At 68.0% G+C, this 26,634-nt stretch carries 29 protein-coding genes; 15 read left to right on the top strand and 14 right to left on the bottom strand.

Features of this window, described 5'->3' with window-relative positions; translation table 11 throughout:
- Window positions 1-107: 107 nt before the first annotated feature.
- Entirely contained in the window at window positions 108-1,310 is a 1,203-nt protein-coding gene (locus F4553_RS07155; RefSeq protein WP_184833749.1) for a DUF11 domain-containing protein, read from the bottom strand.
- A gap of 92 nt (window positions 1,311-1,402) precedes the next feature.
- On the opposite strand from F4553_RS07155, the gene F4553_RS07150 reads away from it, so the two are divergent.
- Window positions 1,403-2,008, top strand: coding sequence for a DUF389 domain-containing protein (locus F4553_RS07150; RefSeq protein ID WP_221469808.1), 606 nt, complete (start codon window positions 1,403-1,405; stop codon window positions 2,006-2,008).
- 353 nt (window positions 2,009-2,361) lie between these two features.
- Here the strand turns inward: F4553_RS07150 and F4553_RS07145 are convergent, their stop codons facing one another.
- From F4553_RS07145 to F4553_RS07135, 3 genes are read right to left on the bottom strand one after another with little or no spacing between them, the layout of a single operon-like run.
- On the bottom strand, window positions 2,362-2,808 hold the full coding sequence (locus F4553_RS07145) for a hypothetical protein (RefSeq protein ID WP_184833746.1): 447 nt from the start codon (window positions 2,806-2,808) through the stop codon (window positions 2,362-2,364).
- Window positions 2,805-3,980: a molybdopterin-dependent oxidoreductase gene (locus F4553_RS07140; protein WP_184833744.1), complete on the bottom strand. Its 1,176-nt coding sequence runs from the start codon at window positions 3,978-3,980 to the stop codon at window positions 2,805-2,807. The genes F4553_RS07145 and F4553_RS07140 overlap by 4 nt, the downstream gene beginning before the upstream one ends.
- Entirely contained in the window at window positions 3,956-4,600 is a 645-nt protein-coding gene (locus F4553_RS07135) for a class I SAM-dependent methyltransferase (RefSeq protein WP_312875125.1), read from the bottom strand. Before F4553_RS07135 ends, F4553_RS07140 begins: the two co-directional genes overlap by 25 nt.
- 327 nt (window positions 4,601-4,927) lie before the next feature.
- On the opposite strand from F4553_RS07135, the gene F4553_RS07130 reads away from it, so the two are divergent.
- Window positions 4,928-5,284, top strand: coding sequence for a non-heme iron oxygenase ferredoxin subunit (locus F4553_RS07130; protein ID WP_184833742.1), 357 nt, complete (start codon window positions 4,928-4,930; stop codon window positions 5,282-5,284).
- Window positions 5,281-6,510, top strand: coding sequence for an NAD(P)/FAD-dependent oxidoreductase (locus F4553_RS07125; protein WP_184833740.1), 1,230 nt, complete (start codon window positions 5,281-5,283; stop codon window positions 6,508-6,510). The genes F4553_RS07130 and F4553_RS07125 overlap by 4 nt, the downstream gene beginning before the upstream one ends.
- Before the next feature lie 42 nt (window positions 6,511-6,552).
- Here F4553_RS07125 and F4553_RS07120 read toward each other — a convergent pair whose 3' ends face one another.
- The 4 genes from F4553_RS07120 to F4553_RS07105 form a co-directional block, all read right to left on the bottom strand.
- Window positions 6,553-7,494: a calcium/sodium antiporter gene (locus F4553_RS07120; RefSeq protein ID WP_184833738.1), complete on the bottom strand. Its 942-nt coding sequence runs from the start codon at window positions 7,492-7,494 to the stop codon at window positions 6,553-6,555.
- A gap of 153 nt (window positions 7,495-7,647) precedes the next feature.
- Window positions 7,648-8,580 carry an alpha/beta hydrolase gene (locus tag F4553_RS07115; protein ID WP_184833736.1) on the bottom strand — a complete coding sequence of 311 codons (933 nt, stop codon included), beginning with the start codon at window positions 8,578-8,580 and terminating at the stop codon, window positions 7,648-7,650.
- 106 nt (window positions 8,581-8,686) lie between these two features.
- Window positions 8,687-10,672, bottom strand: a complete 1,986-nt coding sequence (locus F4553_RS07110; protein WP_184833734.1) for an APC family permease — start codon at window positions 10,670-10,672, stop codon at window positions 8,687-8,689.
- 180 nt (window positions 10,673-10,852) lie between these two features.
- The gene (locus F4553_RS07105; RefSeq protein WP_184833732.1) at window positions 10,853-11,788 is read right to left on the bottom strand and encodes a DUF389 domain-containing protein; all 936 of its coding nucleotides are present in this window, start codon (window positions 11,786-11,788) and stop codon (window positions 10,853-10,855) included.
- Between the two features lie 292 nt (window positions 11,789-12,080).
- On the opposite strand from F4553_RS07105, the gene F4553_RS07100 reads away from it, so the two are divergent.
- The 4 genes from F4553_RS07100 to F4553_RS07085 are packed head-to-tail and all read left to right on the top strand — an operon-like array spanning window position 12,081 to window position 15,524.
- Complete coding sequence (locus tag F4553_RS07100; RefSeq protein ID WP_184833730.1) at window positions 12,081-12,524, top strand: CBS domain-containing protein; 444 nt, start codon at window positions 12,081-12,083, stop codon at window positions 12,522-12,524.
- Entirely contained in the window at window positions 12,521-13,807 is a 1,287-nt protein-coding gene (locus F4553_RS07095; RefSeq protein WP_184833728.1) for an ArsB/NhaD family transporter, read from the top strand. The genes F4553_RS07100 and F4553_RS07095 overlap by 4 nt, the downstream gene beginning before the upstream one ends.
- 14 nt (window positions 13,808-13,821) lie before the next feature.
- Window positions 13,822-14,748, top strand: coding sequence for an ABC transporter ATP-binding protein (locus F4553_RS07090; RefSeq protein WP_184833726.1), 927 nt, complete (start codon window positions 13,822-13,824; stop codon window positions 14,746-14,748).
- Window positions 14,745-15,524 carry an ABC transporter permease gene (locus F4553_RS07085; RefSeq protein ID WP_184833724.1) on the top strand — a complete coding sequence of 260 codons (780 nt, stop codon included), beginning with the start codon at window positions 14,745-14,747 and terminating at the stop codon, window positions 15,522-15,524. Before F4553_RS07090 ends, F4553_RS07085 begins: the two co-directional genes overlap by 4 nt.
- Before the next feature lie 169 nt (window positions 15,525-15,693).
- Here F4553_RS07085 and F4553_RS07080 read toward each other — a convergent pair whose 3' ends face one another.
- Window positions 15,694-15,978: a hypothetical protein gene (locus tag F4553_RS07080; protein ID WP_184833722.1), complete on the bottom strand. Its 285-nt coding sequence runs from the start codon at window positions 15,976-15,978 to the stop codon at window positions 15,694-15,696.
- Window positions 15,979-16,228: 250 nt separating this feature from the next.
- On the opposite strand from F4553_RS07080, the gene F4553_RS41735 reads away from it, so the two are divergent.
- Complete coding sequence (locus F4553_RS41735; protein ID WP_281394994.1) at window positions 16,229-16,357, top strand: hypothetical protein; 129 nt, start codon at window positions 16,229-16,231, stop codon at window positions 16,355-16,357.
- Entirely contained in the window at window positions 16,344-16,637 is a 294-nt protein-coding gene (locus F4553_RS07075) for an AbrB/MazE/SpoVT family DNA-binding domain-containing protein (RefSeq protein WP_184833720.1), read from the top strand. Before F4553_RS41735 ends, F4553_RS07075 begins: the two co-directional genes overlap by 14 nt.
- Window positions 16,638-17,024: 387 nt before the next feature.
- Here the strand turns inward: F4553_RS07075 and F4553_RS42275 are convergent, their stop codons facing one another.
- A complete protein-coding gene (locus F4553_RS42275) occupies window positions 17,025-18,500 on the bottom strand; it encodes an FG-GAP-like repeat-containing protein (protein ID WP_184833718.1) in 1,476 nt (491 codons plus the stop codon).
- Between the two features lie 386 nt (window positions 18,501-18,886).
- Here F4553_RS42275 and F4553_RS40720 point away from each other — a divergent pair, with 386 nt between their 5' ends.
- Together F4553_RS40720 and F4553_RS07060 are read left to right on the top strand one after the other, a co-directional pair.
- Complete coding sequence (locus tag F4553_RS40720; protein ID WP_246466210.1) at window positions 18,887-19,534, top strand: site-specific integrase; 648 nt, start codon at window positions 18,887-18,889, stop codon at window positions 19,532-19,534.
- Window positions 19,535-19,631: 97 nt separating this feature from the next.
- The gene (locus tag F4553_RS07060; protein ID WP_184833716.1) at window positions 19,632-20,051 is read left to right on the top strand and encodes a hypothetical protein; all 420 of its coding nucleotides are present in this window, start codon (window positions 19,632-19,634) and stop codon (window positions 20,049-20,051) included.
- Window positions 20,052-20,176: 125 nt separating this feature from the next.
- Here the strand turns inward: F4553_RS07060 and F4553_RS42890 are convergent, their stop codons facing one another.
- Entirely contained in the window at window positions 20,177-20,473 is a 297-nt protein-coding gene (locus F4553_RS42890; protein WP_184833714.1) for an FG-GAP repeat domain-containing protein, read from the bottom strand.
- Complete coding sequence (locus tag F4553_RS07050; protein ID WP_184833712.1) at window positions 20,356-21,720, bottom strand: FG-GAP repeat domain-containing protein; 1,365 nt, start codon at window positions 21,718-21,720, stop codon at window positions 20,356-20,358. Before F4553_RS07050 ends, F4553_RS42890 begins: the two co-directional genes overlap by 118 nt.
- A gap of 428 nt (window positions 21,721-22,148) precedes the next feature.
- On the opposite strand from F4553_RS07050, the gene F4553_RS07045 reads away from it, so the two are divergent.
- Genes F4553_RS07045 through F4553_RS07030 form a run of 4 tightly spaced genes read left to right on the top strand, consistent with a single transcriptional unit; the run spans window position 22,149 to window position 23,538 of the window.
- Window positions 22,149-22,499 (top strand): hypothetical protein, encoded by a 351-nt coding sequence (locus tag F4553_RS07045; protein ID WP_184833710.1) that lies wholly within the window; start codon window positions 22,149-22,151, stop codon window positions 22,497-22,499.
- A complete protein-coding gene (locus F4553_RS07040; protein WP_184833708.1) occupies window positions 22,496-22,924 on the top strand; it encodes a MerR family transcriptional regulator in 429 nt (142 codons plus the stop codon). Before F4553_RS07045 ends, F4553_RS07040 begins: the two co-directional genes overlap by 4 nt.
- Window positions 22,921-23,178: a hypothetical protein gene (locus tag F4553_RS07035; protein WP_184833706.1), complete on the top strand. Its 258-nt coding sequence runs from the start codon at window positions 22,921-22,923 to the stop codon at window positions 23,176-23,178. The genes F4553_RS07040 and F4553_RS07035 overlap by 4 nt, the downstream gene beginning before the upstream one ends.
- 27 nt (window positions 23,179-23,205) lie before the next feature.
- Window positions 23,206-23,538, top strand: coding sequence for a YnfA family protein (locus tag F4553_RS07030; protein WP_184833704.1), 333 nt, complete (start codon window positions 23,206-23,208; stop codon window positions 23,536-23,538).
- Between the two features lie 49 nt (window positions 23,539-23,587).
- On the opposite strand, the gene F4553_RS07025 is transcribed toward F4553_RS07030, so the two are convergent.
- Together F4553_RS07025 and F4553_RS07020 are read right to left on the bottom strand one after the other, a co-directional pair.
- Complete coding sequence (locus tag F4553_RS07025; RefSeq protein ID WP_184833702.1) at window positions 23,588-24,601, bottom strand: 1-aminocyclopropane-1-carboxylate deaminase/D-cysteine desulfhydrase; 1,014 nt, start codon at window positions 24,599-24,601, stop codon at window positions 23,588-23,590.
- Between the two features lie 333 nt (window positions 24,602-24,934).
- Window positions 24,935-26,632: a M16 family metallopeptidase gene (locus F4553_RS07020; RefSeq protein ID WP_184833700.1), complete on the bottom strand. Its 1,698-nt coding sequence runs from the start codon at window positions 26,630-26,632 to the stop codon at window positions 24,935-24,937.
- Window positions 26,633-26,634: the final 2 nt, after the last annotated feature.

The following is a 26,634-nucleotide window of genomic DNA, read 5'->3' as shown; positions in this document are numbered from 1 at the left end:
CCCGCTTGGGCCTCGCCGGTGCACCCACGGCCAGCGCCGTCGCATTCCCCTGTCGGTCCGGGGCGGCGGCGCTGGCCGCTGGTGTCGAGCAGCAGGCCGTGGGTGGGTCAGGTGCAGTTCACGACCAGTCCGGTGAGGACGGTGCAGGTGAAGGTGATGGTGTCGTTGGCGGGGTTGGGGTCGTTGGGGGTGTTGAAGGTGAAGTCGACGGTGTAGGTGCCCAAGGCGAGGAGTGCGACGGTGCGCGTGTAGGTGGGGTTGACCGATGCACCGGGGGCGAGGTTGGGGCCGGGGCAGGTTTCGTTGTCGGAGTTGCCGGTGCAGCCCGCGCCGAGGCCGCTCGATGTCAGGCCTGCGGGGGTGACGGTCCTGGTGACGGTACGCCCGGTGGCGGCGGCGGTGCCGATGTTGGTCAGGTTCCAGCGGAAGGTGATCTGCTGGCTGACCGCGTTGTAGGTCGGGGTGCCCTTGGTCGCCCGGACGTCCGGGTAGAGGTTGGTGACGGTGATCGTGAAGGTGGTGGTGGCCTTCACGACGCCGCCGACCAGGACCTCCGCCGTGATCGTGTCCGAGGCGTGCGCGGCGGTGGTGTTGAGGGTGAACGCGACGTCCTGGCCGCTGCCTGCTGTCGATGCCGCGACGGCCGCCTCGTATCCGGTGGTGCCGTAGGCGGTGCAGGTACTGGTGGCCACGGGCGTTCCGGCGCAGGTACCAAGGGTGGTGTAGGTCGGCAGGTCGGCCGAGGTGATCCGGTAGGTGCGGGCGGCGTTGTCGACGTTGGTCGCCGTCAGGGTGACCGTGAGCGCGCTGCCCAGCTGCACGCTGGTGGTCGCCGGCGCCGCGGTGAGCGTGGTCGGGGAGGTGACAGTGATGACCGGGCCGGTGACCGCGCCGGTGGTGCTGCCGCCGGATGTGTAGAACTGGGCCTTGGGGGTGAACGTCGTGGATGCGGTGGCGGCGTCGACGGTCAGGGTGACGGTGTAGGAGAAGGCCTGCCCGTTGGTGAGGCTGGGCAGCGCCAGCCGGTACAGCGCGCCGACCTCGGTACAGGTGGGGCCGCCGCCGCAGGAGACGAACGTCGTGAACGACGTGAGGGTGCCGGGGCCGCCGGTGGAGAACAGGTCGATGCGGGCGCCGGTGTAGTTGCCGTTCGAGGTTCCGGAGATCGTGACCGTGGTGTCCGTACCGGAGACCACGGCGGTGGGGCTTGCGGTGACGGTGAGGGTGGGGTGGGCCGACGCTGGTGCGGCGATGGCGAGGACGGCGCCGATCGCGAGCGCGACCGATGCGGCGAGTGTTCTGACGCGCATGCTGGATCCACCTCAGGGTAGGGGCTGGCGTGCAATCACCGAAGTAGACCGTACGTGAATCCTCGATCACAATCAGTAATGCATGACTGAAAGTGACAAGACAGCTACCCATACGTGAATACGCGACAGGTACTTCGATACTGCCCGGAGTCGCGATCGCGATCTCCCTCGTCCCACCACTCGCCGTCACCGGCCTGCTCCTCGAGGTCGGCCGCTATCACGACGCAGGGCAGTCCGCCCTGCTGTTCGCCACCAACGTGGCCGCTATCGTCGCGACCGGCACGCTCGTCTTCCTCCTCTACCGCGTCCGGGCCGCCGCCCAGACCGCCGGGCACGCTGTCAGTCGCCTACGCGGAACCACCCTCGTAGCCGTCAGCTGTCTCGTGATCCTGGTCGCCGTCCCGCTCACCATCGGCACTGTCACCATCGCCCGAGACCAGCAACTCGCCGCCACCGCCCGGCCGCTGGCCCTCCAGTGGGCCGACAACGCCCACTGGCAGATCGCCGACGTCGTCGCCAAGAACGGGACCATCACCGTCACCGCCGTCGGCCTGCCTCCCGACCTCGACCTCCCGGCGCTACGCCGCGCGCTCAACGACGGCGGACTCGCCCCGCACGACCTACGGGTGCAGCTCGTCGGCGGCAACACCCGACTGTGCGCGGCCGCGGCCACGGACTGCATGACCGTGACCGGCTAGCGCGCCGCAGCGACCCGCCCCATCCACCGACGCAGAATCGCAGGCGTCGCCTCCTGCGGTATCGCGTGCCTCTCACCATCGAGATCGGGATGTTCCTGGCCAGGTTGTATGAGCTGCCGGAGCTGCGTGCCCCGCGCTGATCGGTCGTGGGGTGGAGGCCGTCGCACAGGTCATGGGGTGTGTGAGCCGGCTCTGCGGCGGAGTTCCTTCCTGTCAGGTTTTCCGACGTCGGTGAGGGGCAGGGCGTCGGTGAACCCGATGTGGTCGGGGGTGTATAGGGCGCCGCGGCCGGTCAGGACCATGGTCCGCAGGTCGTCCGCGGTCGCGGTGGCACGCGCTCCGTTGGTGGATCTCTATTCCGGTACGGGCGTCGACGGCACAGCATCGGCGGTCTGGTGATGCCGCCGGTAGCGAACGGCCATGAGCAGCGCGGCGGCCAGCCAGACGAGCCCGAGCGAGATGGCCAACCCGACGCCGTAGTTGCGGGGCAGTACCGACGGGCTGTCGGCGTTGAACGTCTTGCCCTTCGCCATCGCGTAGCCGATCAGCGTGATCGGGATGCTGCACAGCAGCGCGGACTGCACCACCGGCTTGGCGAACGCCGGCAATCGTCGACCGACCAGCCAGCCGACGCTGATGGCCAGCGGCAGTGCGAGCAGGTCGTTGACGAGCCAGACGGCGAGCAGCAGCCGGAAGTAGTGCCAGACTTCGGGTCCGTTGATCACGTCCCAGACGCCGCGGAATCCGATCACGACAATAACGCCGCCGGCCGCCGCCAGCGCGCCGCGCAGCCACTTCACGGGCGGCTCACCTCCACCTTCGTAACCCATTTGGTCTGCATGACGCCGGGCCGGTTCGGGGCGATCAGCCGGCAGGGGAAGCCGTGGTCCAGGGCGAGCTGTTCGCCGTTGACGCCGAGGGCGAGCAGCGTCAGCGGGTTGCTCGCGTGTGGCGGCGCGACGGTCGAGGTCGAGTACAGGCTGCCCAGCTGCAGCGAGGTCACGGTGACCTGTGAGTCGTCGTCGCCGCCGACGATCGCCACCAGGTCGCGGAGGCGTACGCCGGTCCAGTGCGCGGTGGCGCTCCACCCTTCGACGCAGGTGATCGGCAGTTCGGATTCGTGCTGGGGCATGGCGCGCAGCTGGTCGACAGTGTAGGTGTGGCTGCCGGCGGGGCCGGTGAGGGTGAGCCGGTAGTCGGCAGAGGTGGCCGACTCGGTCACTCCGGCGCTGGTCGCCGGGGTGTTGACGGGGAAGCCCTGCGGTCCGATCCGAGGGTCGCGGGGGGCGAGCACCGAGATGGCGGCGAGCGGGCGGACGGTCTGTCCGATCGTGGCGACGGTGACGGCACCGGCTGCGGCTCCAACGCCGGTGAGCAGGCCGCGGCGGGTCAGGCCGGTGGTCTTGACCGGGCGGATCGGGGCGGTCAGCGCGCGGCGCACGATCGGCAGTTTGGTGGCGATGTGGATCAGCAGCGCGCCGATGGTGATCCAGGCGGTCCAGAAGTGCACGGTGGTGAAGAAGAAGCCCATCGGCGCGTACCAGCGGGCGATGTTGAGGATGCCGGTGGTGAGCTGGAAGATCGCACCGGCGACGAGCAGGATCAGGCTTCCTCGTTCGAGGGCGTTCAGCGGGTTCTGCTTGAAGTTCTGCAGGGGCGGCCAGCGAAACAGCTTCGGGTAGACCGACCAGAGTTTGGCGGCGAGCAACGGCACGGCGATCAGTCCGGTCGCGACGTGTAGTCCCTGGGTGACCCGGTAGAGGCTGATGGGCCGTGACGGCCAGGCGAACCACCATGGAGGATGTTGGATGGCGTGGCTGATATACCCGGTGAGCAGGCAGATCCCGAACGCCACCCCGGTCGCGATGCCCAGCTGGCTGGTCAGGCGCGCTGAGCGCAGTTTCGAGGTGAACCGTTTCGACAGCTTCGGCGCTTGGACGGCGGGGTTCAGGTGGTCAGGCAGGCGAACCATCGACGCCTCTCGGTCCATTGATCGGCCAGGCGCAGCCCGGCGGCGGCGGCTTGCTCGGGGAGGCGGTCGGCGGCGACGACCGACCAGTCGAAGACGTCGCTGGTATGCCGGCCTCCGGTGATGGTCACCGGCCCGTCCCAGGTCGGGGTGCCCGGAGGTTCGACTTCGACCATGATCTGCCCGTTCGGGGTGATGAGTTCGGCGCAGCGCCGTAGCAGGGCGACGGGGTCGCCGCCGATGCCGAGGTTGCCGTCGATCAGCAGCAGGTGCTGCCAGCGGCCCTCGTCTGGCAGGAGGTCGAAGACGCTGCCGGTCACGGTCGTGACGCCGCGTCGGCGGGCGAGCCGGACCGCCGTCTGGTTGACGTCGACGCCGAGGGTGGGTACGCCACGCTGAGCGAGCGCCGCAGCGAGCCGGCCCGGGCCGCACCCGATGTCGAGGGTGGGGCCGGTGCATCGGCGCAGGACGGTGATGTCTGCGGTGTCGACGTCGGCGCACCACGGCCGGGCATCGACGGTATGGGTGTAGCAGCCGTCCACGGTCGCCAGCCGCAGCGGTGCGCTGCGACCGCGTGATGCCCGCCGCAGCGCAGCGGCGTAGACGACCATGGCGCTGCTCACGTCGCCTCGCCGACCTGGTGTCGTTCGTCCATGGACGGCCAGCCGTCGGGCATCTGCGAACGGAGTCCGTCCAGAACCGCATTGGTCATGTCACTGACCGTAGCGGCAGGACGGACAGGTTGATCTTACAAACGCAGGATTGCCTTTGCGTTTCGCTGATGGCTATAGCACGGCTCCACCAGGGCGTGGGTCGCAGTGAGCGTTTTGTGCGCTGGTCGACACCGGCGGTTGACCATATGGCGGCCGCCGCGCGTGCCGCCGCAGTCCGTAAGGACTGTGCATACAATTAGTAATACTTTGCGCAATTCTGAGTACTAGCGTGGTTGTATGACCGACAGCGCATCAGCAGACGGCGTCCGGGTCTGCGCGACCAGCGAACTGCCCGACGGGGAGATCCGCCTCGTCCCGGCGAAGGTCACTGGCTGGCGCGACGACATCGCCCTGTTCAACGACGGCGGTGAGTTCTTCGCCCTCGACGACACCTGCACGCACGAGCAGGCGTCGCTCGCCGAGGGCTGGCTCGAGAACGGCGAGATCGAGTGCCCGTCCCACCAGAGCCGTTTCGCACTGCGTACCGGCAAGGTCACCTGCCTGCCCGCGACCCGCGACGCCTGCCCCCACCGGGTCGACGTGCGCGACGGGGACCTGTGGCTGCGACCCGGCCAGCCGCCGGTCGCACCGTGACCGCGACCACCGGGCACGTCGTCATCGTCGGTGCCGGCCTGTCCGGGCTGAGTACCGCCGAGGCCCTGCGCGCCGGGGCCCATCCCGGCCCGATCACGCTGATCGGAGGCGAAGCCGACCTGCCCTACGACCGGCCGCCGCTGAGCAAGGAGGTCCTGCGCGGGGAGCGTCAGTCCACGGCGTTGCGGATGGCGGACTGGTTCGCGGAGCAGGGCATCACACTGCTCACCGGCACCACCGTCGCCGGTATCGACCCCGACAGCGGCACGGTCGACCTGCCCGGTCGGCGGTTGACCGCCGACATGATCGTCCTGGCGACCGGCGGCACCCCGCGACGCCTGCCCGGCGGCGTCAACACTCTGCCGACAGGTCACCCGGCGCTGCACGAACTGCGTACCGTCGCCGACTGCCGGCGGCTGACCGATGCACTGCGACCAGGTACGAAACTGGCTGTCATCGGCGCCGGGCTGATCGGCGCCGAAGCAGCGGCGAGCGCCGTCGCCCGCGGCTGCCACGTCGATCTGATCGACCCCAACGAGCTGCCGCTGGCAGCCGCCATCGGCCCCGAAGCCGCGACCCTGCTGCACCGCCGGCACGCCGCCCACGGCGTCACCACCCACCAGGCCGGCGTAGAGCACATCCACGCCGCCGACAACGACACCGTCCGGATCGTCCTGTCCACCGGCGACACGATCGCCGCCGACGCGCTGCTCGTTGGCATCGGTATTACCGCCGACACCGCCCTGGCCGAGGCCGCCGGCCTGGCCGTCGACAACGGGATCCTGGTCGACTCCCGCCAGCGCACCAGCCACCCGCGGGTCATGGCCGTCGGCGACGCCTCCCGTAGGCACGGACCCGACGGCCCGCTACCACGGGTCGAGCACTGGGACCACGCCCTGCGCAGCGGCCAGACCGCCGCCGCGACCATCCTCGACACGCCCGAACAGCCACCGCGGGCACCGTGGTTCTGGTCCGACCGGTACGACATCCACCTGGAGATGGTCGGCCACCTCGACCCCCGGGCCCAGTCGGCGATCCGCCTGCACACCGATGACGAACTCAGCATCTTCTACCTCCGGGACGGCCGATGCATCGGCGCGGTGACCGTCAACCAGCCACTCGACGCCCGGGCCGCCCAACGTCTCATCGACCAGCACATCCCTGTCACCGCCGACCAGCTCACCGACCCGGCGGTATCGCTGCGGCAGCTCGTACGCGGCCGATGACCGGACGGTGACGGCGTCGCTGTGCCGGTCGAAATCAGTGGGTCAGGACAACAGCAGCGGAAGCGTGGCCGCATAAGCTACGAGCAGGACCAGACCTTCCACTCTGGTCAGGCGCAGGCCGCGTCGAAGCAGCGCCCACCCGAGCATCCCGGTGAAGATCATCGCCGAGACGAGTGCGACCGACGCGCGGGCGGTGGCGTGCGGGCCGGCGGCGAAGCCGACGACGGCGCCGCCGGCGAGGCTGTTGAAGAGGTTGCTGCCGAACAGGTTCCCGACGACGAGGTCGGTCTCGCCGCGGCGCTGGGCCTGGATGGTGGTGACGAGTTCCGGCAGGGACGTGCCGAGGGCGACGACGGTGAACCCGACGACGACCTGCGGCACCCCGTAGTGCTCGGCGATGCTCGACGCGTTGGTCACCAGCAGTTGCGCGCCGACGAGGACCCCGGCCAGTCCGGCAACTGCACGGAGGACCTCCACAGGCGTGCGGTGGCCGGCCTCGACGACGTCGGCGACCTCGGTTTCGAGCTCGGCGTTGCGGCCGTTGTTCGCCCACCGCACCAGCAGATACAGGGCGCCGGCGAGGCAGACGGTGAGGACCGCCGCAGTCAGCGGGTTCAGGCCCCACCAGGCCAGTACGCCGAGAACCGCGACGGCGCCGACGGCGAGGGGGACCTCTCGGCGCACGACGGAGGAGGCGACCGCGATGGGCGCGATGAGCGCGGCGATGCCCAGGATCAGGGTGAGGTTGAGGATGTTGGAGCCGATGAGGTTGCCGATCGCGATGCCGGTGTCGCCGCGGGCGGCGGCGACGCCCGACACGAGGAACTCCGGTGCGCTGGTGCCGAGGCCGATGACGATCACCCCGACGACGACGGGGTTGACGCGCATCCGGGTGGCCAGTCTGGACGATCCGATGACGAGGTGGTCGGCGGCGAAGGTCAGCACGACCAGGCCGGCGGCGGCGAGCAGGAACCCGATGAACATGCGGTGCTCCCTGGGAGGGCGTGGGTCGGTGAGGACTCGCCGACCAGACTTCCCGGCACACCAAGGCGCAGCGTAGCTCATCGGACCTTGACGCGGTGACGACCTCCGCACCGACCAGACGCGGTCGCCGTCCACCCCGGCACCGAAGCGCGCTCAGCCGAGCTGTTCCTGGAGGAAGAGCAGGACCTGGTCGGTCAGTGCGGGGGTGGAGAACTCGGGACCGCCGTGTCCCGCACCGGTGAGGTAGGTCAGTTGCGCCGTCACGCCGTCGGCTTGCAGCGCGTCGCGGATGAGGGAGCTCTGCTGCGGTGGCACGACCGGGTCTGCCGTGCCGTGAACGATAAAGAAGGGCGGGTCCGCGGGCGAGGCGTACGTGATGGGGCTGGCCGCGTCGGCCGCCTGCGGGTTGTCGAGCACCGGTCCGCCCAGCAGCCGCGACTCGGCGGAGTCGGGTGACTGGTGCGAGGTGTAGCCCGGTGTCTGGACGAGTGCGAGTAGGTCGGTGGGTCCGTAGTAGTCGACGACGGCCTGGACGGTGCTGGCGCCGGAGTTGGTGGTGAACAGCCGATCGCCCGAGGTGGTGCCGGCGAGTGCGGCGAGGTGCCCGCCGGCGGAGCTGCCCCAGATGGCGAACCGCTGTGGATCGAGGCGGTACTGGGCGGCGCGGCCGCGCAGGACCACGATCGCCGACTTGACGTCCTCGATCTGGGCGGGGTGGATTGCCTGGCCGGAGAGGCGGTAGTCGATGCAGGCGACGTGGTAGCCGCGGCTGGTCACGTTCAGCCGGGTGGGCAGGCAGTTGCTCTTGTCTCCGCTCTGCCACCCGCCGCCGTGTACCCAGATGATCAGCGGATGGATGCCAGGCGCGGACGCGAAGAACAGGTCAAGCTTGATCTGCGTACCGGCCACCGTCTTGTAGACGATGTTCGTGATGCTCGTCGGCGCTGCGGTGCCCGAGGCCTGGACCGCCGCGGGCGGTCCGGTGGGTGCACCGGCTGTTGCGGTCTGCGCCACGCCGAACATCCCGGCGAGGGCGAACATCAGCACGCCCGGTGCGGCCGCTCGTGTAGCCCAGGGATTCCTCATCCGTCTCCTCCATCGCTCGATGAGCAATCACATCGAACGGGAGCCGGATATTCAATCGAAATATGTAAGATTTATGTAAGTCTTCGAGGCCGCCTCGGAGTCGATGTCATCCGCCGACGTGGATGCCGGGTCGGCGGAGGCGTTCCGGCTCGTGCTTGCGCAGGATCTCGCGGACGACGGGTGGCGTGTCGCCGCGGCCGAGCAGGAGGTACCGCATCAGGTGCAGCAGCGGGCTGCCTTCGGACCATTCGAAGTAGCAGTGCGGTCGTTTGCCGGTGGCGTCGCGCAGGGCGAGCAGGATCGCTGCGATGGCGTTCGGAGCGGCGGGGCTGGACGCCCGCAGGATGCGGTAACCGTCGACCTGGACACCGCGGACGGCGAGGACGTCGCTGAATTGCGACGGGTCGACGACGTCGATCTCCAGGAACAGGACGTCGGCGGTGCCGGGCACCGGGTTCATGCCGCGTTGCTCGCGTTCCTTGGCCCGGTATTCGTCGCGGTCGCCGTCCTTGCGGCGGTTGGCGATGAGGTTCAGGGCCCCGTCGTAGGCGAGGGATTCGGTGATGAAACGCCGTGCCCGGTCGTCGAACTCGATGCGGTCGGCGCGTAGCTCCGTCGTGCGTGATACGCGGGAGATCAGCGACACGGTGATGATCCCGGCGATGAACATGGCGGAGATGGCGATGCCGTCGGGTTTCTCCCGGATGTTCTCCACCAGGGCGTAGAGCAGGATGAGAGTGAGGATCGCGAAGCCGGCGGTGGCGAGGCGCTGGCGGTAGCGGATCGCGGAGATGGTGACCGCGACGCTGGCCGAGACCATCATCGCCAGGATCCCGGTGGCGTAGGCACCGGCCTGGGCGTTGACGTCGGCGCCGAACATGATCGTGATAGCGATGCTGATGACGGTGTAGACGAGCACCACCGGCCGGACCGCGCGCCCCCATTCCGGAGCCATGCCGTAGGCGGGCAGATACCTGGGCACGATGTTGATCAGTCCGGCCATCGCCGACGCCCCGGCGAACCACAGGATAAGGATCGTGCTGATGTCGTAGACGGTGCCGAAGCCCTCGCCGAGGCTTTCGTGGGCGAGGTAGGCCAGCGCGCGTCCGTTGGCCTCACCGCCGGGAGCGAACTGCTCGGCCGGGATGAGGATCGTGGTGACGAGGCTGGTGGCGATCAGGTAGACAGACATGATCAGCGCGGCAACGGTCAGCAGCTTGCGGGTGTTGCGGATCCGTGACCGCGTGCGTTCCTTGGCGTCGGCACCGTCGGCGGCGACCAGCGGCATCATGCTCACTCCGGTCTCGAACCCGGACAGCCCCAGGACCAGCAGCGGGAACGCCAGGACGGCAGGGCCGATGACACCCGTCCAGCCACCGCCGCCCGCGGTCAACGCGTCGGTCCAACTCGACCACGCCCCGCCGGTGGTGAACACGTCCACCAGGCCGGCGACCACGACGACGGCGTTGAGGAGCAGAAACACCGCCACCAGGGGGATCGCGACCCCGACCGCCTCGGAGAACCCGAGCAGGAAGACCCCGCCCAAGACGATGAGCAGGATCACGGTGATCAGCACCGCGTGCCCGTGCAGGAACGCCGGGGCCAGGGGGTTCTCCAGGAGGTGGACCGAGGCGTCGGCGGCGGACAGGGTGATCGTGATGATCCACGACGTCGCGACGAACCCGAGCAGGACCAGCACGAACAGCTTCCCGCGCCAGAACGGCAGCAGGTCCTCGAGCATCGCGACCGACCCCTGCCCGTGTGGGCTCTCCCTCGCCACCCGCCGGTACATCGGCAGCATCCCCAGCAGCGTCAACGCAACGATGAGCAGGGTCGCCAACGGCGACAGCGCGCCAGCGGCCAGGGCGGCGATACCCGGCAGGTAAGCCAGGGTGGAGAAGTAGTCCACCCCGGTCAGGCACATGACCTTCCACCAGGACTGCGGCGTGCCGTGCCCCTCGTCGGACTCCGGCCCCACCGGCGCCACCCGGTTCGCGACTAGCCACCGCGCCAATCCGGAGCCCGGCGCTGCAGGCCGCGCGGGGCTGTCCACGACTGCGGGAATCGCGAACTCGTTCGCTGTGCCACTCATCTGATTCTGATCCCATCGACAGGTCGGACCACGTGCCTGGCTGACCGCTCCCCATCGGGCCGTTGCCCACCGCCGCACCCGACCTAACACCGGTTCCACCGCAACCGCCTACCACCACGCACTACAAGCGGGAGTGATCATAGCGCCGCCGGTCGACACCGTTCGGCCGCCTGGAGATGCCTACGCGGTGGGGTTCACGGACGGACGCTTCCACCACAGCCGCTGAACGGCCAGCGTGATGATCCCGGCGACGACGATCGCTGTCAGATTGACCAAGAGCTGGACCGCTGACCCCCATGCTTCGTGGGTGACGCCGTAGGCCAGGGCGACGGCGGCGTTCGCCGCCGCAGGCACGGTGGTGACCGAGATCAGGACGCCGATCAGCGCCCCCGATTTCGCCGAGGTCAACGACAGCATCCCGGCGACCCCGGCGAGGAAGGCGATCACCCAAGACAGGGCATCCGGCCGCCAGATGAAGTCCGTCAAGGGTCGAGGCGCCGTCAGCATCGCCTCGTCGACCAGGCCGAGCCAGGTCAGGATCCACGTCGTCAGGACCGTCACTGCCATCGCCACGGCGAACCCGACCACCAATGTCACCAGCGAGCGGGTCACCACCGTCCGACGGCGCTGGACCAGGCCCAGGCACAACGCCGCGAGCGGCCCGAACTCCGGGCCGACGACCATCGCCCCGACGATGAGGATCGGCTGGTCGAGCAGGACACCGATCCCGGCGATGACCGTCGCCACGCAGAGGAAGACCAGATATGTCGCGGACAGGCGGGTCTCCTCGCCGGTCTTCTGGGCGATCTCCTCCCACACCACGGCGTCGGCGCCGAGACCGGGAGCGGCTCTGGCGGCCCGCTTCGCCGACGCCGACAGCACCAGGTCCATGTCCTCCGCCGTGACCGCGCCCCGGCTGTCGACACCCAGTGCGCGCAACTCGTCGAGGACCTCGTTGGCGCCCTCCCTGGCCACGTCGCACAGGACGAGGTCGCCCGGTGGCTGCCGGGCTGCGGCGGGCAGCACGACGACGTGCGTGACGGCCAGCTCGGCCTCCAGCATCTTGACGACGCGCTCGGTGAGGTCTGTCGGCGTGATGATCCGTAGGTGCAGCATCGCGCCCTTCCTTGGCTCGGCCCGGGTGAAGGCTACCGAAACAGCGCTTCGGCTGTCCGTCCGGACTGGTAGCGGGCTGATCCTGAGGATCCACGGCGGTCGCCGCGCCGCGCCGACAACGCGATTGCACGGCGACGGTGTTCCCGGCTCCGTTCGTCCATCCACAGCCGAGTTCCCCATTGCCGACACCGACCTTGCCCTCCAAGCCCCGTCGGCCTGTAAGGTGATCGGCGGTGCGCCGGGAAGTCTGGTCGGCAACGTCCTTGCCGACCGATCAGAACGGACCGCACCGATGCGCGCTCGCGACCTCATGGTGGACTACCCCACCGTCGCCCTCACCGACCCGGCCATCGACGCCGCCCGGCTCCTCGCCCGATCCAACCTCCCCGGCCTCATCGTCGTCGACGACCGCGGTGCGCCGTTCGCGGTGCTCCCCGGTACGCAGGTGCTGCGGCTGGCCGTACCCGTCTACATCCAGGACGACCCGAACCTCGCCGCGGTGATCGACGAAGCCGCCGCCGACGTGTTCCTCACCGAACTCGGCGAGCGGACCGTCCGCGACAGCCTGCCTCCGCAACCGCACGAACTGCCCGTCGTGGACCCCGACGACACCGTCCTGGAGGTCGCCGCGCTGATGGCCCGCACCCGGACTCCGCTCGTCGCCGTCGTCGACCACGGCGCCCTGCTCGGCGCGATCACCCTCGACCGGCTCCTCGACCGGGTGCTCGGCGCATGACCACCCTCGCCTGGATCACGGTCGCGATCTTCACCGCCGCCTACGTCCTCATCGCCACCGAATGGGTCCACCGCGTCGCCGCAGCCCTCGGCGGAGCGGTACTGATGCTGCTCATCGGCGCCACCGACGCCGAACACGCGTTCTTCTCTCCCGAAGCCGGCATCGACTGGAACGTCATCGTCCTGCTCATCGGCATGATGCTCATCGTCTCCGTGCTCCGCCGCACCGGACTCTTCGAATACCTCGCGATCTGGGCCGTCAAACGCGCCAAAGGCCGCCCGTACCCGGTGATGGTCATCCTCGTCGTGATCACCGCCGTGGCGTCGTCGGGCCTGGACAACGTCACCACCGTCCTGCTCGTCGCACCGGTCACCCTGCTCGTCTGCGACCGGCTGGGCCTGCCTGCGGCGCCGTTCCTGATCGCCGAGGTGATGGCCTCCAACATCGGCGGCACCGCCACCCTCATCGGCGACCCGCCCAACATCATCATCGCGTCGAAATCCGGACTCACGTTCAACGACTTCCTCAACGTCCTCGCCCCGATCGTGGTCATCCTGCTGATCGTGTTCCTCGCCCTGTGCCGATGGCTGTTCCGCGACGCGTTCCGCTACGACCCGGCGAAGGTCGCCCGGGTGATGGCGATGCGCGAACGCGACGCCATCAAAGACACCCGGCTACTGACGATCAGCCTCACCGTCCTCGCCCTCGTCCTCGCCGCGTTCGTCCTGCACTCCATCCTGCACCTGGAACCCGCCGTCGTGGCGATCGTGGGCGGCCTCGTCCTGCTCGCGGCGTCACGGCTGAACGCCGACGAGGTCGCCAAGGACGTCGAATGGCACACCCTCGTCTTCTTCGCCGGGCTGTTCATCATGGTCGGCGCCCTGGTCAACACCGGCGTTATCGACGAACTGTCGAAGGCCGCGACCGAGGCGACCGAGGGCAAGCTGTGGGGTACCACGGTCCTGCTCCTGGGGGCGTCGGCGGTCCTGTCTGCGATCGTGGACAACATCCCCTACGTCGCCACGATGAGCCCGATCGTCGCCGACCTCGTCCATGCCAACGGCACTCCGCAGGGCAACGTCCTGTGGTGGGCCCTCGCCCTCGGCGCCGACTTGGGCGGCAACGCCACCGCGGTCGGCGCCTCGGCCAACGTCGTCGTCCTCGGCATCGCCGAACGCGCCGGCAAGAAGATCACCTTCTGGGAATTCACCAAGTACGGGCTCATCGTTACCGTGATCACCATCGTGATCTGCGTCCCGTACCTGTACCTGCGCTTCTTCTGACACCAGGAGCCGCAATGCCCGGCACCGACACCGCGATCTCCGCCATCTCCCTGACCAAGCGCTATCCCGACGTCACTGCGGTCGACGCCGTCGACCTGCAGGTGCGGGCCGGAGAGATCTACGCCCTGCTCGGCCTCAACGGCGCGGGCAAGACCACCCTCATCCGGATGCTGCTCGGCATGGTCCGCCCCACCACCGGCAGCCTCACCGTGCTCGGCCGCCCCGTCGGCACCGGCCGGGGCGGTCCCTGGGCCGACGTCGGCTACCTCGTCGAGACCCCCGCCGCCTACCCAGAGCTCACCGTCGCCGAGAACCTGCACCTCGTCCGCCGCCTCCGCCACCAGCCACACAACACCGTCGGCGAGGTCATCGAACGGCTCGCCCTCACCCCCTACGCCCACCGCAGGGCCCGCACCCTGTCGCTGGGCAACGCCCAGCGCCTGGGCCTCGCCAAAGCGCTCCTGCACCACCCCCGGCTGCTCATCCTCGACGAACCATCCAACGGCCTCGACCCTGCCGGAGTCGCCGAGATCCGCGCCCTGCTCCACGACCTCGCCACCCAGCACGGTGTGACGGTCTTCCTGTCCAGCCACATCCTCACCGAGGTCGCCCGCCTCGCCACCCGGATCGGCGTCATCCACCAGGGCACCCTGCGCCAGGAACTCGACACCGACCAGCTACCCCACCACCTGCACCGGCGCCTCCTGGTCGCCACCCGCGACAACCCGACTGCCGCCGCAGTCCTCCACACGGCCGGATACCGCACCGAACCCCACGACGGCGCGCTGACCACCACCGACCCCGCCGCCGTCGACCGCCCCGACGACATCGCCACCCTGCTCGTCCGGGCGGGCTGCCCACCGACCCGGCTCACCGTCGAGACCGAAGACCTCGAAACCTACTTCCTGCGCCTCGTCGCCCCCGACAGGAACCAGCCGTGACCGCCGCCCTCATCACCGAGATCCTCAAACTCCGCCGTTCCCGGCTGTGGTGGATCAGCCTCCTGGCGTTCACCGTCGCCACCGCCGTCGGCGGGATGTTCATGTTCATCGGCGCCGACCCCGACCGCGCCCGCAACCTCGGACTCCTCGGTGCCAAAGCCCAACTCGCCGACATCCCCGCCGACTGGCCCGGCTACCACGCACTGCTCGCCCAGAGCGTCGCCATCGGCGGCATGCTCATCTTCGGGCTCCTCACCATCTGGACCTTCGGCCGCGAACACTCCGACCACACCCTCAAAGACCTCCTCGCCCTCCCCACCACCCGCACCGCCATCGCCGGCGCCAAATTCGCCGTCACCACCGGCTGGTCCCTGCTCCTGACCCTCTACGTCTACGCCCTCAGCCTGCCCATCGGCGCACTCCTGCACCTACCCGGCTGGACCACCGCCACCGCCGTCGACGGACTGCTGCACCTGCTCGCCACCGGCGCCATGACCGCAGCACTCACCAGCGCACTCGCCCTCGCCGCCAGTGCCGGCCGCGGCTACCTCGCCGCCGTCGGCGCCATGTTCCTACTGCTCCTCGCCGCACAGATCATCGCCGCACTCGGCTACGGACTCGCCTTCCCCTGGTCCGTACCCGCCCTCTACGCCGGCATCACCGGACCCGACGGCCCCACCGTCGGCATCCCCAGCATCACCGCCGTCACCGCCACCGCAGCGGCATGCACCGCCGCCACCATCGCCGTATGGAACCGCGCAGACCAGACCGGCTGACACCTCACAGCCCTGTGCAAGGCGGCCCGCCATGTGGTGCCGGTCGATGCGAATGGCCCGAGCAGGGCGGTGCCAGTCCTGAAGTTGGGCTGTCCCACCGGGCGCGTACACGGCGGAACCTTCCTGTTGGTGTCATAGTGTCGGCCTGTGGGTAGGGCATGCGGATGGGTCACAGGATGCGAGAAACGCGCAGCGACCGAATACACGGCGAGTTGTCCAGCTGGGCTGCGGTGGGTGCTTGGCCGAGTCGGACGTAGAAGGTGACGGTGGTGGGCTCGATGCGGGCGCCGGCGGCGAGGATGTCGGACAGCGGCTGGTTGGGGCCGACAGGGGCGCCGGATCCGTTGCCGAGGATGATCCTGACCCGTCCGTCGCCGGCGGTATCGGTTGTCTGTGCTGTGGTGGCAGCCCCGGTGATACTGACCAGAGGCCTGCCCATGATGGCAAACCACACGAAAGGGACGCTGGCGAGGCAGCTTCAACAACATGATAGATCTTGCGGAATAGCTGGTGGTGGCGGTAGTGTCCTCGCCCATGAGTACGCGCGTAGCGTACTCGCGACGTTTGGGGGTTCAAGTCCCCCCTCGGACACAATTTTGACGCGTTTCGCGTCGTTCGACGTATGCGTGTTAAATCACGCTTCAACATACTCGCCAGCTGCAAGATCCTGATCGCCTGTCCCCGCGTCTGCGGCGGTGGGCGTCATGACCCGCAGCGTACTGCGCCCCCTCACCCTGCCGGGAACGGGCCACGGGGACTTCCGGCCGATCGGGCCGTCGCGGCAACCGGCCGCCGCCTCCGCTGCTGCGCCTGCCGTCGTTGCTGACACCTGAGGTGGCCTGCGATGTCACGGCCATCGACAAGAACGGCCGGCTCTGGGCGACCGGCCTCCTCAAGCTCCTGAACTGGGCCCCGTCGGCGACGGTCGCCCTGTCGGAGCTGGGCGGCCTGATCCAGGCGACCCCGGACCCGCGCGGGACCGTGAAGGTCACCCCGGAATGGCACCTGCGCCTGCCGGTCCCGGCACGGCGCTGGCACGGCCTGCACCCGGGCACCACCCTGCCCCCGGTCGCCGACCCGCGGTATAACTGCTTGATCATCCATCCGCCGTAGCGACGACGCGCAGGATCCCGTCCACCAACGGCGTGAACTGGGGCAGGTGAGCCAGGCCAGCGATAGTGAGCTTGACCCCGGTCCTCATCGCGGGGGATCGTGTTCTGGAGCCGCACCAGCCCGTAGGCCATTTGCATCCCGATGATTCGTGGCATCGCGGCGGGAGTGCGTTCGGCGTCGATGCCGCGCCGGCCCAGCCAGTCGACGGCCATAGGGTCGACGACGAGCCCGTCGATCAGCGCACGGTGACATCGTGACGCCTCGTCACCGCTCGTGGCGACGGGGTCTCCGATGCTCGGATTCAGCGACCACCCTGAATGTGCACACCGGAGACCCCGCCCTTAGTCGATCATCAAGGTCTAGCGCCTTCGACGCACGCGCCGACTGCTAGTTGAATCGGCCTACGACGAGGCGATTGGAGACAGGCGACAGCGAGAATGTGCCACTGCGGTACATCTCTCCGGCCGAACTGATGCCGCCCTGGAACACCTCGTACGAGAATGTTCCGTCGGGGTTCTCATAGGCCATCACGACGTCGTCCTTGCCGTCTCCATCGGTGTCGCCGCTCGCCACCCGATCGGCGACCGCGCTCAAGCGGAAAGTGCCTGCCTGGTAATCCGTGGTGCGGCTGAAGCTGCTGCCGTTGGAGGTCCAGCGCCAGATCTTCATGGAGTCAGTGCCCACCTCGCGTACGAGGGCGGGCTCCTCCTTGCCATCGCCAGCGAAGTCGCCGACGACAAGGCGACCTGCCACGGGAGCAAGGCTGAACCCGCCGGAGGTGTACCAGTTCGTCGGTGCGATGGTGCCACTGCGAAACACCTTGTAGGTAAAGGTGCCATCGGAGTTCTGGTAGGCCATCACCGTATCGTCCTTACCATCGCCGTCCACGTCACCGGCCGCGACGCGTTCACCCACGTTGTCCAGGTCGAAGTTGTAGTACGTCGCGGTGCTTGGAGCACCACCGAACCCGGACCCGGTCGATGTCCATCGATAGAGCACGACATAAGTGCCGCCATCGTAGGCGAGGATCGGCTCGTCCATGCCGTCACCATTGAAGTCGCCCATGATCAGACGGTTGGCGACCGGGCCGAGGTTGAACGGGCCGCTCCTATACCACTCGCCAGCCGAACTGACCCCGTTCTTGAAGACCTCGAACGAGAAGGTGCCGTCGGGATTCTGGTAGGCCATGACGATGTCGTCCTTGCCGTCGCCGTCGACATCACCGCTCGCGACCCGATCGCCGACAGCGCCCAGTCGGAACGTTCCCGACTTGTAGTCTGTGGTGCGATTGAAGGCGCTACCGTTGGAGAGCCAGCGCCAAATGGTCATGGTGTCGTCGCCATCGTCGCGCACGAGCGCGGGTTCTGCCTTATTGCTACTGCCACCGCCGCCACCACCACCTGGGTCAGGGCTCGCGTGTCCATAGGTGACGCATTCAGCTGCGCCGCACCAGGCTACGCCTGAATACAGGCGAACCCCGAAGCCGGGGGTGAATGTGGCGTTCGAGCACTTTGCTTTGGCCAGCCAACCCACGCTGGTCGCGGGCGAGTCGTTGGCGTCACATCCGGCTGTGCCGGCGATCTGTTTCTCCCACGTGGACACGGTGCCGCTGATCGTCGGCAGAATGTGGCCGGTGGAGTCACAGCGATACTGGCTGAAGTTAGAGGTGATCCATTCAACGCCGGTGAATAGAATGTATTCTTTCGCGTCGCCGTTCGTTTTCGGATTCGTGAATTTCCAGTCTGACGTGACCGAGCTCTCCCACGTCTTCGAGCCAGCCATGTTCAGAGTCAAACCGTACTGTCTGCCGAATTCGGCAATGATCGCAGCAGCGCTTACCTCGGCGGTGGTGGAGAAGTCCACCCCGGCTTCAAATGTCGTAGTGACGGTTACGGTTTCACCCTCCCCGCCCTCGCTGCCGAGCGAGACATCTTTGCCCCTGAACCCAGTGAGTTTCGCCGTCTTAGTTACGTTTGTATAAACAATGGGGCTGTGGTTGGGCTCGCACTCGGTCGGCGAAAGGGAAGGGCCGCCAGGGGCACCCTTAGCAGGACTCAGGCTCACGACAATGCCGAAGGCCACAGCTCCCGCAAACACACTGGCCCGGGTCGTCATTCTCAATTTGCCTCTTATTGGTCGCAAATTGCTCACTCAACCTTTCTTCGCGCCCTCTCTGTGAAGGTCCGGTGCGATTCTCGGAGGCCTTCCCGGAAAGGGCAATGTGTTTGACGTGAGGTGAAAACTTAGAGGTGACGGCCCAGAAGGGGTCGTGCGGCACGCGTGCCTTTGATGTGGTCGGACACGGATTTCGATCGATCCGAGCCGCATCCATTGAGGCCATTCCAACCGTCGCCGTCGCCGACGCCGACGCCGGTGACGGTGACGGTGACGGTGACGGTGACGGTGACGGTGACGGTTTGATCCGGCTGCGAGAAAAGGGTGGAACCGTCCGCTGGCAGCCCATGTCGCCGACGCTCATGGCGCATCTGATGGCCCATGCGGAGCAACGCCATGCACCGCAGGCCGAACGCCTGCTGCGGTACCGCAATGGCCAATCCATCACTTACCGCCGCTACGACCACCTCTGGGTACGGCTGGGCCGGACGCTGCCGTGGGTGGCGACGCAGGGCATCAGGGCGCACTGGCTGCGACACACCATCCTGACGTGGGTCGAACGCACACTTCTCGGAATACCCGCCGGAAGGGTCGGGCTCGTGACAGAGAAATTCCCTGATGTTCTCGACACGGCCGAATGGCAGCGCTGGAAGACTGCTGACCTGCCGTCGCGCACGGCACCGCAGGTCGCCAACGGTACCGCTGCGTTTCCGTACCGTTGGCGGTGTCGGCGAGAGGGTCCGGATCCCGTGTACCCTCCACGTAATCGATCATGCAGATAACACAATTCACCGAGCCGCTCGGGCATCACCGCGGGCGAGGTCTCGAACCCTGCCGGTCGGCGCGTCAGCCCCGGTTGCAGCGGTTCGCAACTCGGCGATGACGGCCTTCTCGGCTGCGTTGATATTCCCATCGATGGCTGGCTGCTACCTGCTCGGCGGCGTCGATCATGTCACTGAGGTCTCCGGTCTCGGCGGCGACCCGCTGCTACACCTCTACCTGGTTGATGTCGATCACCCGAGCGACGTGCTCGTCGGTGACTTGGTGCTGCTCGCGGGCGAGACGGGTCAGCAGCTGAAACAGCAGGGTCTCGTCGTCGGTGTGACGGCATCGGCATGGATGACTAGCCATGCGACCCACAGCATAAGCTGCGGCTGCCGGGTGCGCCGGATCAGCGTCTCAGCGACCTCGATAACCCTGGCCTCGTTCCGGAACACTCTCCGCGCATACCTTCCTGCGGCCTTCGTCGTCCACTGGTTCGCGACCATCGTGGCCTTGCGGGCTGGTGCCTGCTGGTAGAACTCGGTGGTGGCTCGTTGATCGAGGACGGGCGGCGGCCGCTCAACCCGTCGAGTCCTGGGGTGTGCCTCCGCCCTGGCCTGAATCTCACGGCTGGGGCGGAGGCTCCTCGATGAAAGGCTGTTCTAGATGCGGGAACCGCCCGCCATCAGGTTGAGGTCGTACCAGCCGACGCCGATCTGCACGTTGGTGGTGCTCCATCCGCCGGAGCCGTTTCCGGTGTGCATGTAGAGGTTGTTGTCGCTTGCCCGCCGCACGATGATGTCGGCCTTGCCGTCGCCGGAAAAGTCACCGGGAGCCACGATCATGTTGGCGTCGTGCCATCCGGTGCCGATCTGGATGCTCGCACCGTCGATCCAGCCACCGGCGCCGTTGCCCCGAACCATGTAGAAGTTCTTGTCACTGGTACGGCGGTAGAGCACGTCGGGCTTGCCATCGCCGGAGAAGTCCGGTGTGGCCACCAGCATGTCCATGTCGGACCAGTCGTGGCCGATCTTGACGGGCTGCGTGTTCCATCCTCCCTGGCCGTTCCCGGAGATGAGGTAAGGTGCTTGTCGCTGGGGCGGCGGAAGATCAGGTCGGATTCGCCGTCTCCGTCGAAATCACCGGGAGAGGTGAGCAGCTCGGTATCCGCCCATCCGTTGCCGATCTGGTACGGCTGGGTGAGCCAGCCGGAAGCACCATTGCCCGGAATGACGTAGAGGTTGTTGTTGCTGGGGCGCCGGAAGATGAGATCGTTCTTGCCGTCACCGGTGAAGTCGCCCGGTGCGGTCAGGAGATCGGCGTCCGCCCAGCCGTTGCCGATCTGCTGGTTTGTCGGTCCCCATCCACCGGATCCGTTGCCCTGGTTCAGGTAGAGATTGCTGTCGCTGATCCGCCGGATGGTCAGATCCGCTTTGCCGTCGCCGGACAGATCGGTGCGGTTCACCGGAGGAGTGGGCCCTGGGTTCGCGCCCGGGTTGTAGGAGATCGGCTGGAAGTAGAGCGGATTGCACACCTGTGTGGTGCAGCCGCCCGCACTGCCAGGGCCGATCGGCGAGTAGAAGGTGCTGTTGTCGCACAGGGTGGCGGCTTGCTTCTGCATCAGAGTGTCGAATACGGGGGTATATCCCGGCCGCGGACACTTGACCCCGCCCATCTCGGAAAGGGTGCTGAACGACTTGAAGTTACCGCTGGACCGCTTCGAGAGGACGGTTCCGGAGGAATTGCAGGTCCATTCCTCGAAACTCGCCTCTACGTTCGCGACTCCTTCGAAAGCGATGTATTCGCCGATCTCGGTGAAGTTTATTTCGCGCGTGGTCTTCGTGGTCGTGGTCGTCGACGTCGACTTCTTGAAGTTGAACCCGACCTGCACGGTCACTTTGCTGAAGACCCATGCCTGGAACTCACCCGAGACGCCGACGCTGGCGCCCCACTCGAAGGCAGAGACCTCCTGAACGGCGACCTCCACCGCTTGTTTGCCCGTCTGGCCCTGGCCGATGACTATCCGGTTGGCGAGGTTGATGGTCGGCCGGCTCTCCACATGAGTGATCCGCCAATCATGCTCCAGCGGCTCACACACCGTTGGGCCGGCGGCGGCGGGCGAGCCGCCGGCAACAGCGATGACGATGCCGGCGAGCGATGCGCTCAGCCACGCTCCGACCAAGCTTTTGTACGTTTTGCGGTTCATTTCTTCCCTTGCGATCTTACGGCTGATAAGGGCGTGCCACGTGCTGCGATCCGCCCGAGGTCGCTGAGAGTACAGCCAGTGCCGGTGTGCCGTATGCCCCTTACCGAAGGCGAATTGCCAGCGTCAATGCTTGGTGGAAGCGGGGTAGCGGAATTTGAGGGAGTGTGCTTTTATTCCTGGACGTGTCGGGGTGCGGACGTCGCATCGACAGCGGCTTTCGGCATTGGCTTTCGGCATTGGTGGCGATATACCGATACCGTCTCGCTGCCGTCGGACTGCCCCGAGTTCGGTTGACTCTCGAGGTCACCACCTGAACGAGCGACAGAGCCGATCATCCAGTCGCCGTCGCAGTACCCGACAAGCCCGAGACCGTCCGGGACGCCGCCGCTCTTGCAATCGGTACCCGGGTACAGGCTTACGGTGGACACATGACCACAGAATGCGAATCCGGGCTGTCCTGGGTGCCCGACGCGTGCACTCTGCCGACCGCCGAACAGCCGCTTCGCCTGGCTGAGTTCGACGAGCTGTTCGCCATGGTTGAACAGGTCGACCGGATCGGCTCCTCGCGTCTTCGGCTGGCCCTCGCCGGTTCGGCGTCTCTGGTGGGCGCCGTCCGCGACCTGGCCGAACGAGAGAACGCATGCTGTTCTTTCTTCCACTTCACTATCACAAAACCGCAGCCAGGCCGCGTGCTGTTCGACATCGACGTCCCGCCGACACAGGCTGATCTACTGGACGCGCTTGCACGTCGCGTCGCGTCCCCCGGGGTGCGGCGATGACGCTGCGCTCCGGCGAACTGGCGGACGCGGCAGGGGTCAACCAGCAGACACTTCGCTACTACGAGCGGCGGGGCCTGCTCGCCGAACCCGCACGCAGCCCCGGCGGACACCGGCTCTACCCGACCTCTGCGGTGACCCTCCTGCGGGTGATCAAAACCGCGCAGCGGCTCGGCTTCACCCTCGACGAGGTCACCGACCTCGTCGACCTCGGCCGCCACCGCCACGGCCGGCGCACCGACACGGGGCTGCAGGCCAGAGCCGCCACCAAACTGACCGAGATCGAGTCGAGGATCGCCGACCTCCAGATCATCGCCACGACGCTACGGGAGGCGATCGATGCCGGCTGCGACGACCTGACCACCTGCGCCACCAGCGCCTGCTGCCCTCTGCCCTTCGCCGACCTCGATCGAGGAGAACGCCCGTGACCAATCGACTTCGCCGCCTCCTGCCCGGTAGCCTCGGCGGGCTCACCGGCGTCGCCTGCGCCTTGTGCTGCGCGATCCCCCTGCTGGCCGCCGCGGGTGTTCTCGGTGGAGCGGGGTGGGCCTACCTCGGCCAGATCCTGCCCGGCATCGCACTCTTCCTCGCCGCTGCGACCGCGCTCGCCGGGTGGCTCCTCCACCGACGACGTACGCACACCACCGGCTGCAACGGCGGCGCCTGCTCCTGCGCCGGCTGACCACGACGGATCGGTACGCTGCCGACCATGACGATCGCCCGTTCCGCCGTGCTGTTCGCACTGGCCGCACTGCTGGAGATCGGCGGCGCCTGGCTGATCTGGCAGGGCTGGCGCGAGCACCGCGGCCTATGGTGGATCGCCGGCGGCGTCATGGCACTCGGCGCCTACGGATTCGTCGCCACATTCCAACCTGACGCCAACTTCGGCCGCATCCTCGCCGCGTACGGCGGAGTATTCGTCGCCGGATCACTGGCCTGGGGCATGGCCGTCGACAAGTTCCGACCCGACCGTTACGACATCATCGGCGCCGCGATCTGCCTCGTCGGCGTCGCCGTCATCATGTACGGACCACGCGGCTGAATGGTTCCCCGGCGCGGCGGCGAGGATTCGTTCCGCGTCGTCGCTCCTGTCAGCGCAGATCCTTCCGGTAGGGCACGGCGTGCAGGATGGGCGTACCGCCCGTATGTAGGAGCACAACGGTGGTCGTGGGGGCGAGCTCGCCGTGCCGGAGCCCGTCGCCGAGCGCCGCCAGGACCCGGGCCGTGTATACCGGGTCGAGCAGCAGTCCCTCGTACTTGCCGGCCACAGCGATCGCCCACCGCACGGCGTCGGTGACAGCGCCGTACCGTCCCGCGTGTCGATGGTCGAACCTGGGCACGCCGGCCGGGTACGGCACCCCGCAGAGTTCTGCCGTGCCCCTGGCGATCGTCGTCACGGCCGTATCCAGCTCCGTCTGGGCGGCCACGTCGACACCCAGCACCCGCTCGAACGACCGCATGCCGACGGCGAGGCCGGCGTGGGTGCCGCCCGAGGCGGTCGCGGTGGCGATGAGGCCGACTCCCGGCAGTTGTGCCTGGATCTCCTCGGCGGCGCGCGCGTATCCGACCGCGCCCATGGCCGACGCTCCACCCACGGGAATGTGGTAGGGACGGTATCCCTCGCTCCGTGCCCGCTCCACCTCGGCGCCGATGGCCCGCTGAGTCGCCGGATAGCTGATGTCGCCCACCCAGCGGATCTCCGGCTGCAGCAAGCCGGTCAGCAACATGTTGCCGGCACGCCGTCGGCGGTTGGAACCCGATATGACCAGCCGGCACCGCAGCCCCACGCGGTTCGCCGCTGCGGCGGTCAGTCGGATGTGATTGCTCTGAGGTCCTCCTCCGGTCACCAGGAGGTCGCAGCCACGATCGATCGCGTCGGCGCAGAGGTACTCGAGGTGACGGACCTTGTTGCCGCCGCCGCCCAGGCCCGTGAGGTCATCCCGCTTCACCCAGAGGGCGCCGGGCGCGAAGCCGAGCGCGGCTCCCAGCCGATCAGCCTGCTCCAGGGGAGTATCCGTGCCGCCGAGGTCGACGCGGCGGGGCCAGATCATCGGGCGCTCAAGCAACCGGGTGTCGGCTGGCTGCGTATCGTTGATCGGAGCCATGGTGGGTCCTTCCGTGTCGGTCTGCGAGGTGCCTGCAGCTCGTGGCCCCCGCGGTCGACGATCACCCGCCACCCAGCCAGCGCGTCGTCACATCGGCGCGTTGTCCCGAATATGCCGTCTTCGGAGTGCTCGCGGTAGCCGGCTGACGGTGGCAACTTGTTCTGGCCGACGGGGGCGATGGTGGAGTGACACCCATCCGCGCGAGGCAGGGGTCGCCCTGGTCGTGGATGGCCTCTTCGGCGCGCCGCATCGGCGCCGTGGCCCGACGGGATAACGCATGAAGCACGGGCGGGAAAGCGCGTGACCCGCCGCCCTCCCGCCCGTGCTCGACGATCAGACCGCGTCCTGCCTGCGGCGCTGCCACGAGGTGAAGAGCCAGAGCAACGAGAACGTCGCCCAGAGCGCGGCACCCGCGCAGCCGAATACCAGCCAGAGGAGGGCCTTCTCCGCAAGCTCGCCGTCGGACGGCCGCCACGCACCGCCGAGCTGCACCACCATCGTGATCAGGACCGCGGTGACCGCGGTCGCGATCGCGCTCATCCTGATCTGCTTGCGCAGCGACTGACGCTGCGGTTTGTCGGGATGCGGGATGTTCGCGGCGTCGCGGGCCGGCATGCTGATCGTCCGGTCCGCGCTGACCTGAGCATCGATCGAAGCCAGCGATGCCCGGTCGATGTCGAACAGCGTCGGCTCGACCTGGACGTTGATGCCGTCGCGCCCGATCAGGCGGCGAGCGCCGTCCGGCCAGGTCAGCAACGCGACGCAGTCATCGAACCGGACGGTGGCGTTGCCCTCCGGCGAGCTGATGCTGACGCCCTCCGCGCCGATGCTCAGTCCGCACCCGTCCGCCGCCAGCGCCCGCATGTAGCGGCCCGGCACCAATGTGGTGGAGAACTGCGGCGCCTGCTCGACCCCGGCCCAGTCCAGCTTGGTGCCCTGCGGTACGAGGAACAGCGCTGTGTCGAATACCTGGGCGGCGATGGCGGTCACGTCGGCGACGGTCACGGCGGCCAGTTCCCGGCGTTGGGTGTCCGCATCTCGGTAGTCCGCCCCGACCAGCCGACTCATGGCACGGTGCGGCAGGGTTCCCGCATCGTATTCAGGGTGACCGAGCTCCTGCTCCGCCTTGTGACGCAGCGAATCCAGTTCGCTCTGCTCTATCCGACCGGCCCGTAGTGCGGCGAGGACATCGAGGAACGCACCCACCACGGCATCCTGCTTCTGCGGCAGCGCGTCGGCGTACCCGATGATCGTCGCCTGGTCGTGGGTGCCCTTGGTGCTGTAAGCGGCGTCGACCGTGTACGAGTAGCCGCCCTCCTGGCGCAGGCTGCGGAACAGTGCCCGCTCGAGCACGCCCGCGTAGAGCTGGGCGGCCGCGCAGCGGGGGACGATGGCGCTGACGGCGATGCCGCCGCTGCCTTCGTTGAAGTAGGCCGGCGTATGCGGCAGGAACGTCTCCGCGCCGGTGGGCACGGCCATCCGCCGGCCCTCCGGCAGCTTGAGGGACAGGCCTGCGGGCAGCTCGGTCCCGGTCAGCCACAGCACGGCGTTGCTCCGGTTGAAATGGGTGCTCGCCCAGGCGCGCACCTCGTCGGCGGTCAGCCGGGACAGGCCCCACTCCGGGTAGCTGAGCAGCCCCTGCCCCTGTGCGCCGTACCGCCAGGTGGCCATCGCGCTGACGGGGCCGCGCTGGCGCCCCGCCGCCTCGGTGCGCAGGATCGACTTCTCCGCGTCGAGCCGGGCCATGGGCAGATCGGCCAGAGCCTCGCAAACCCCGGCGAGATAGTCCACCACGTGTTCCGGCGTGCCGGAGACGGCGAAGTGGGTGATCCACTCTGCGGTGGCGCCGTTGTAGTGGTAGTCGGCCACGCCGTGCCGGTAGAGGGCAAGGTGCTCCACGAGGTGGGTGATACCCGTCGTGGCCAGGGTCTCGTCGGCGCGGCCCACCCGGAACATCAGCCCGGCCCGCATCGGTCCCGGTGCCGGCGACAGGAAGACCGGTACGCCGTCCAGCTCGGTTTCAATGATCATTT

Source organism: Allocatelliglobosispora scoriae, assembly GCF_014204945.1.
Classification (GTDB): domain Bacteria; phylum Actinomycetota; class Actinomycetes; order Mycobacteriales; family Micromonosporaceae; genus Allocatelliglobosispora; species Allocatelliglobosispora scoriae.
This window is presented reverse-complemented; position numbering and strand designations above follow the sequence as displayed.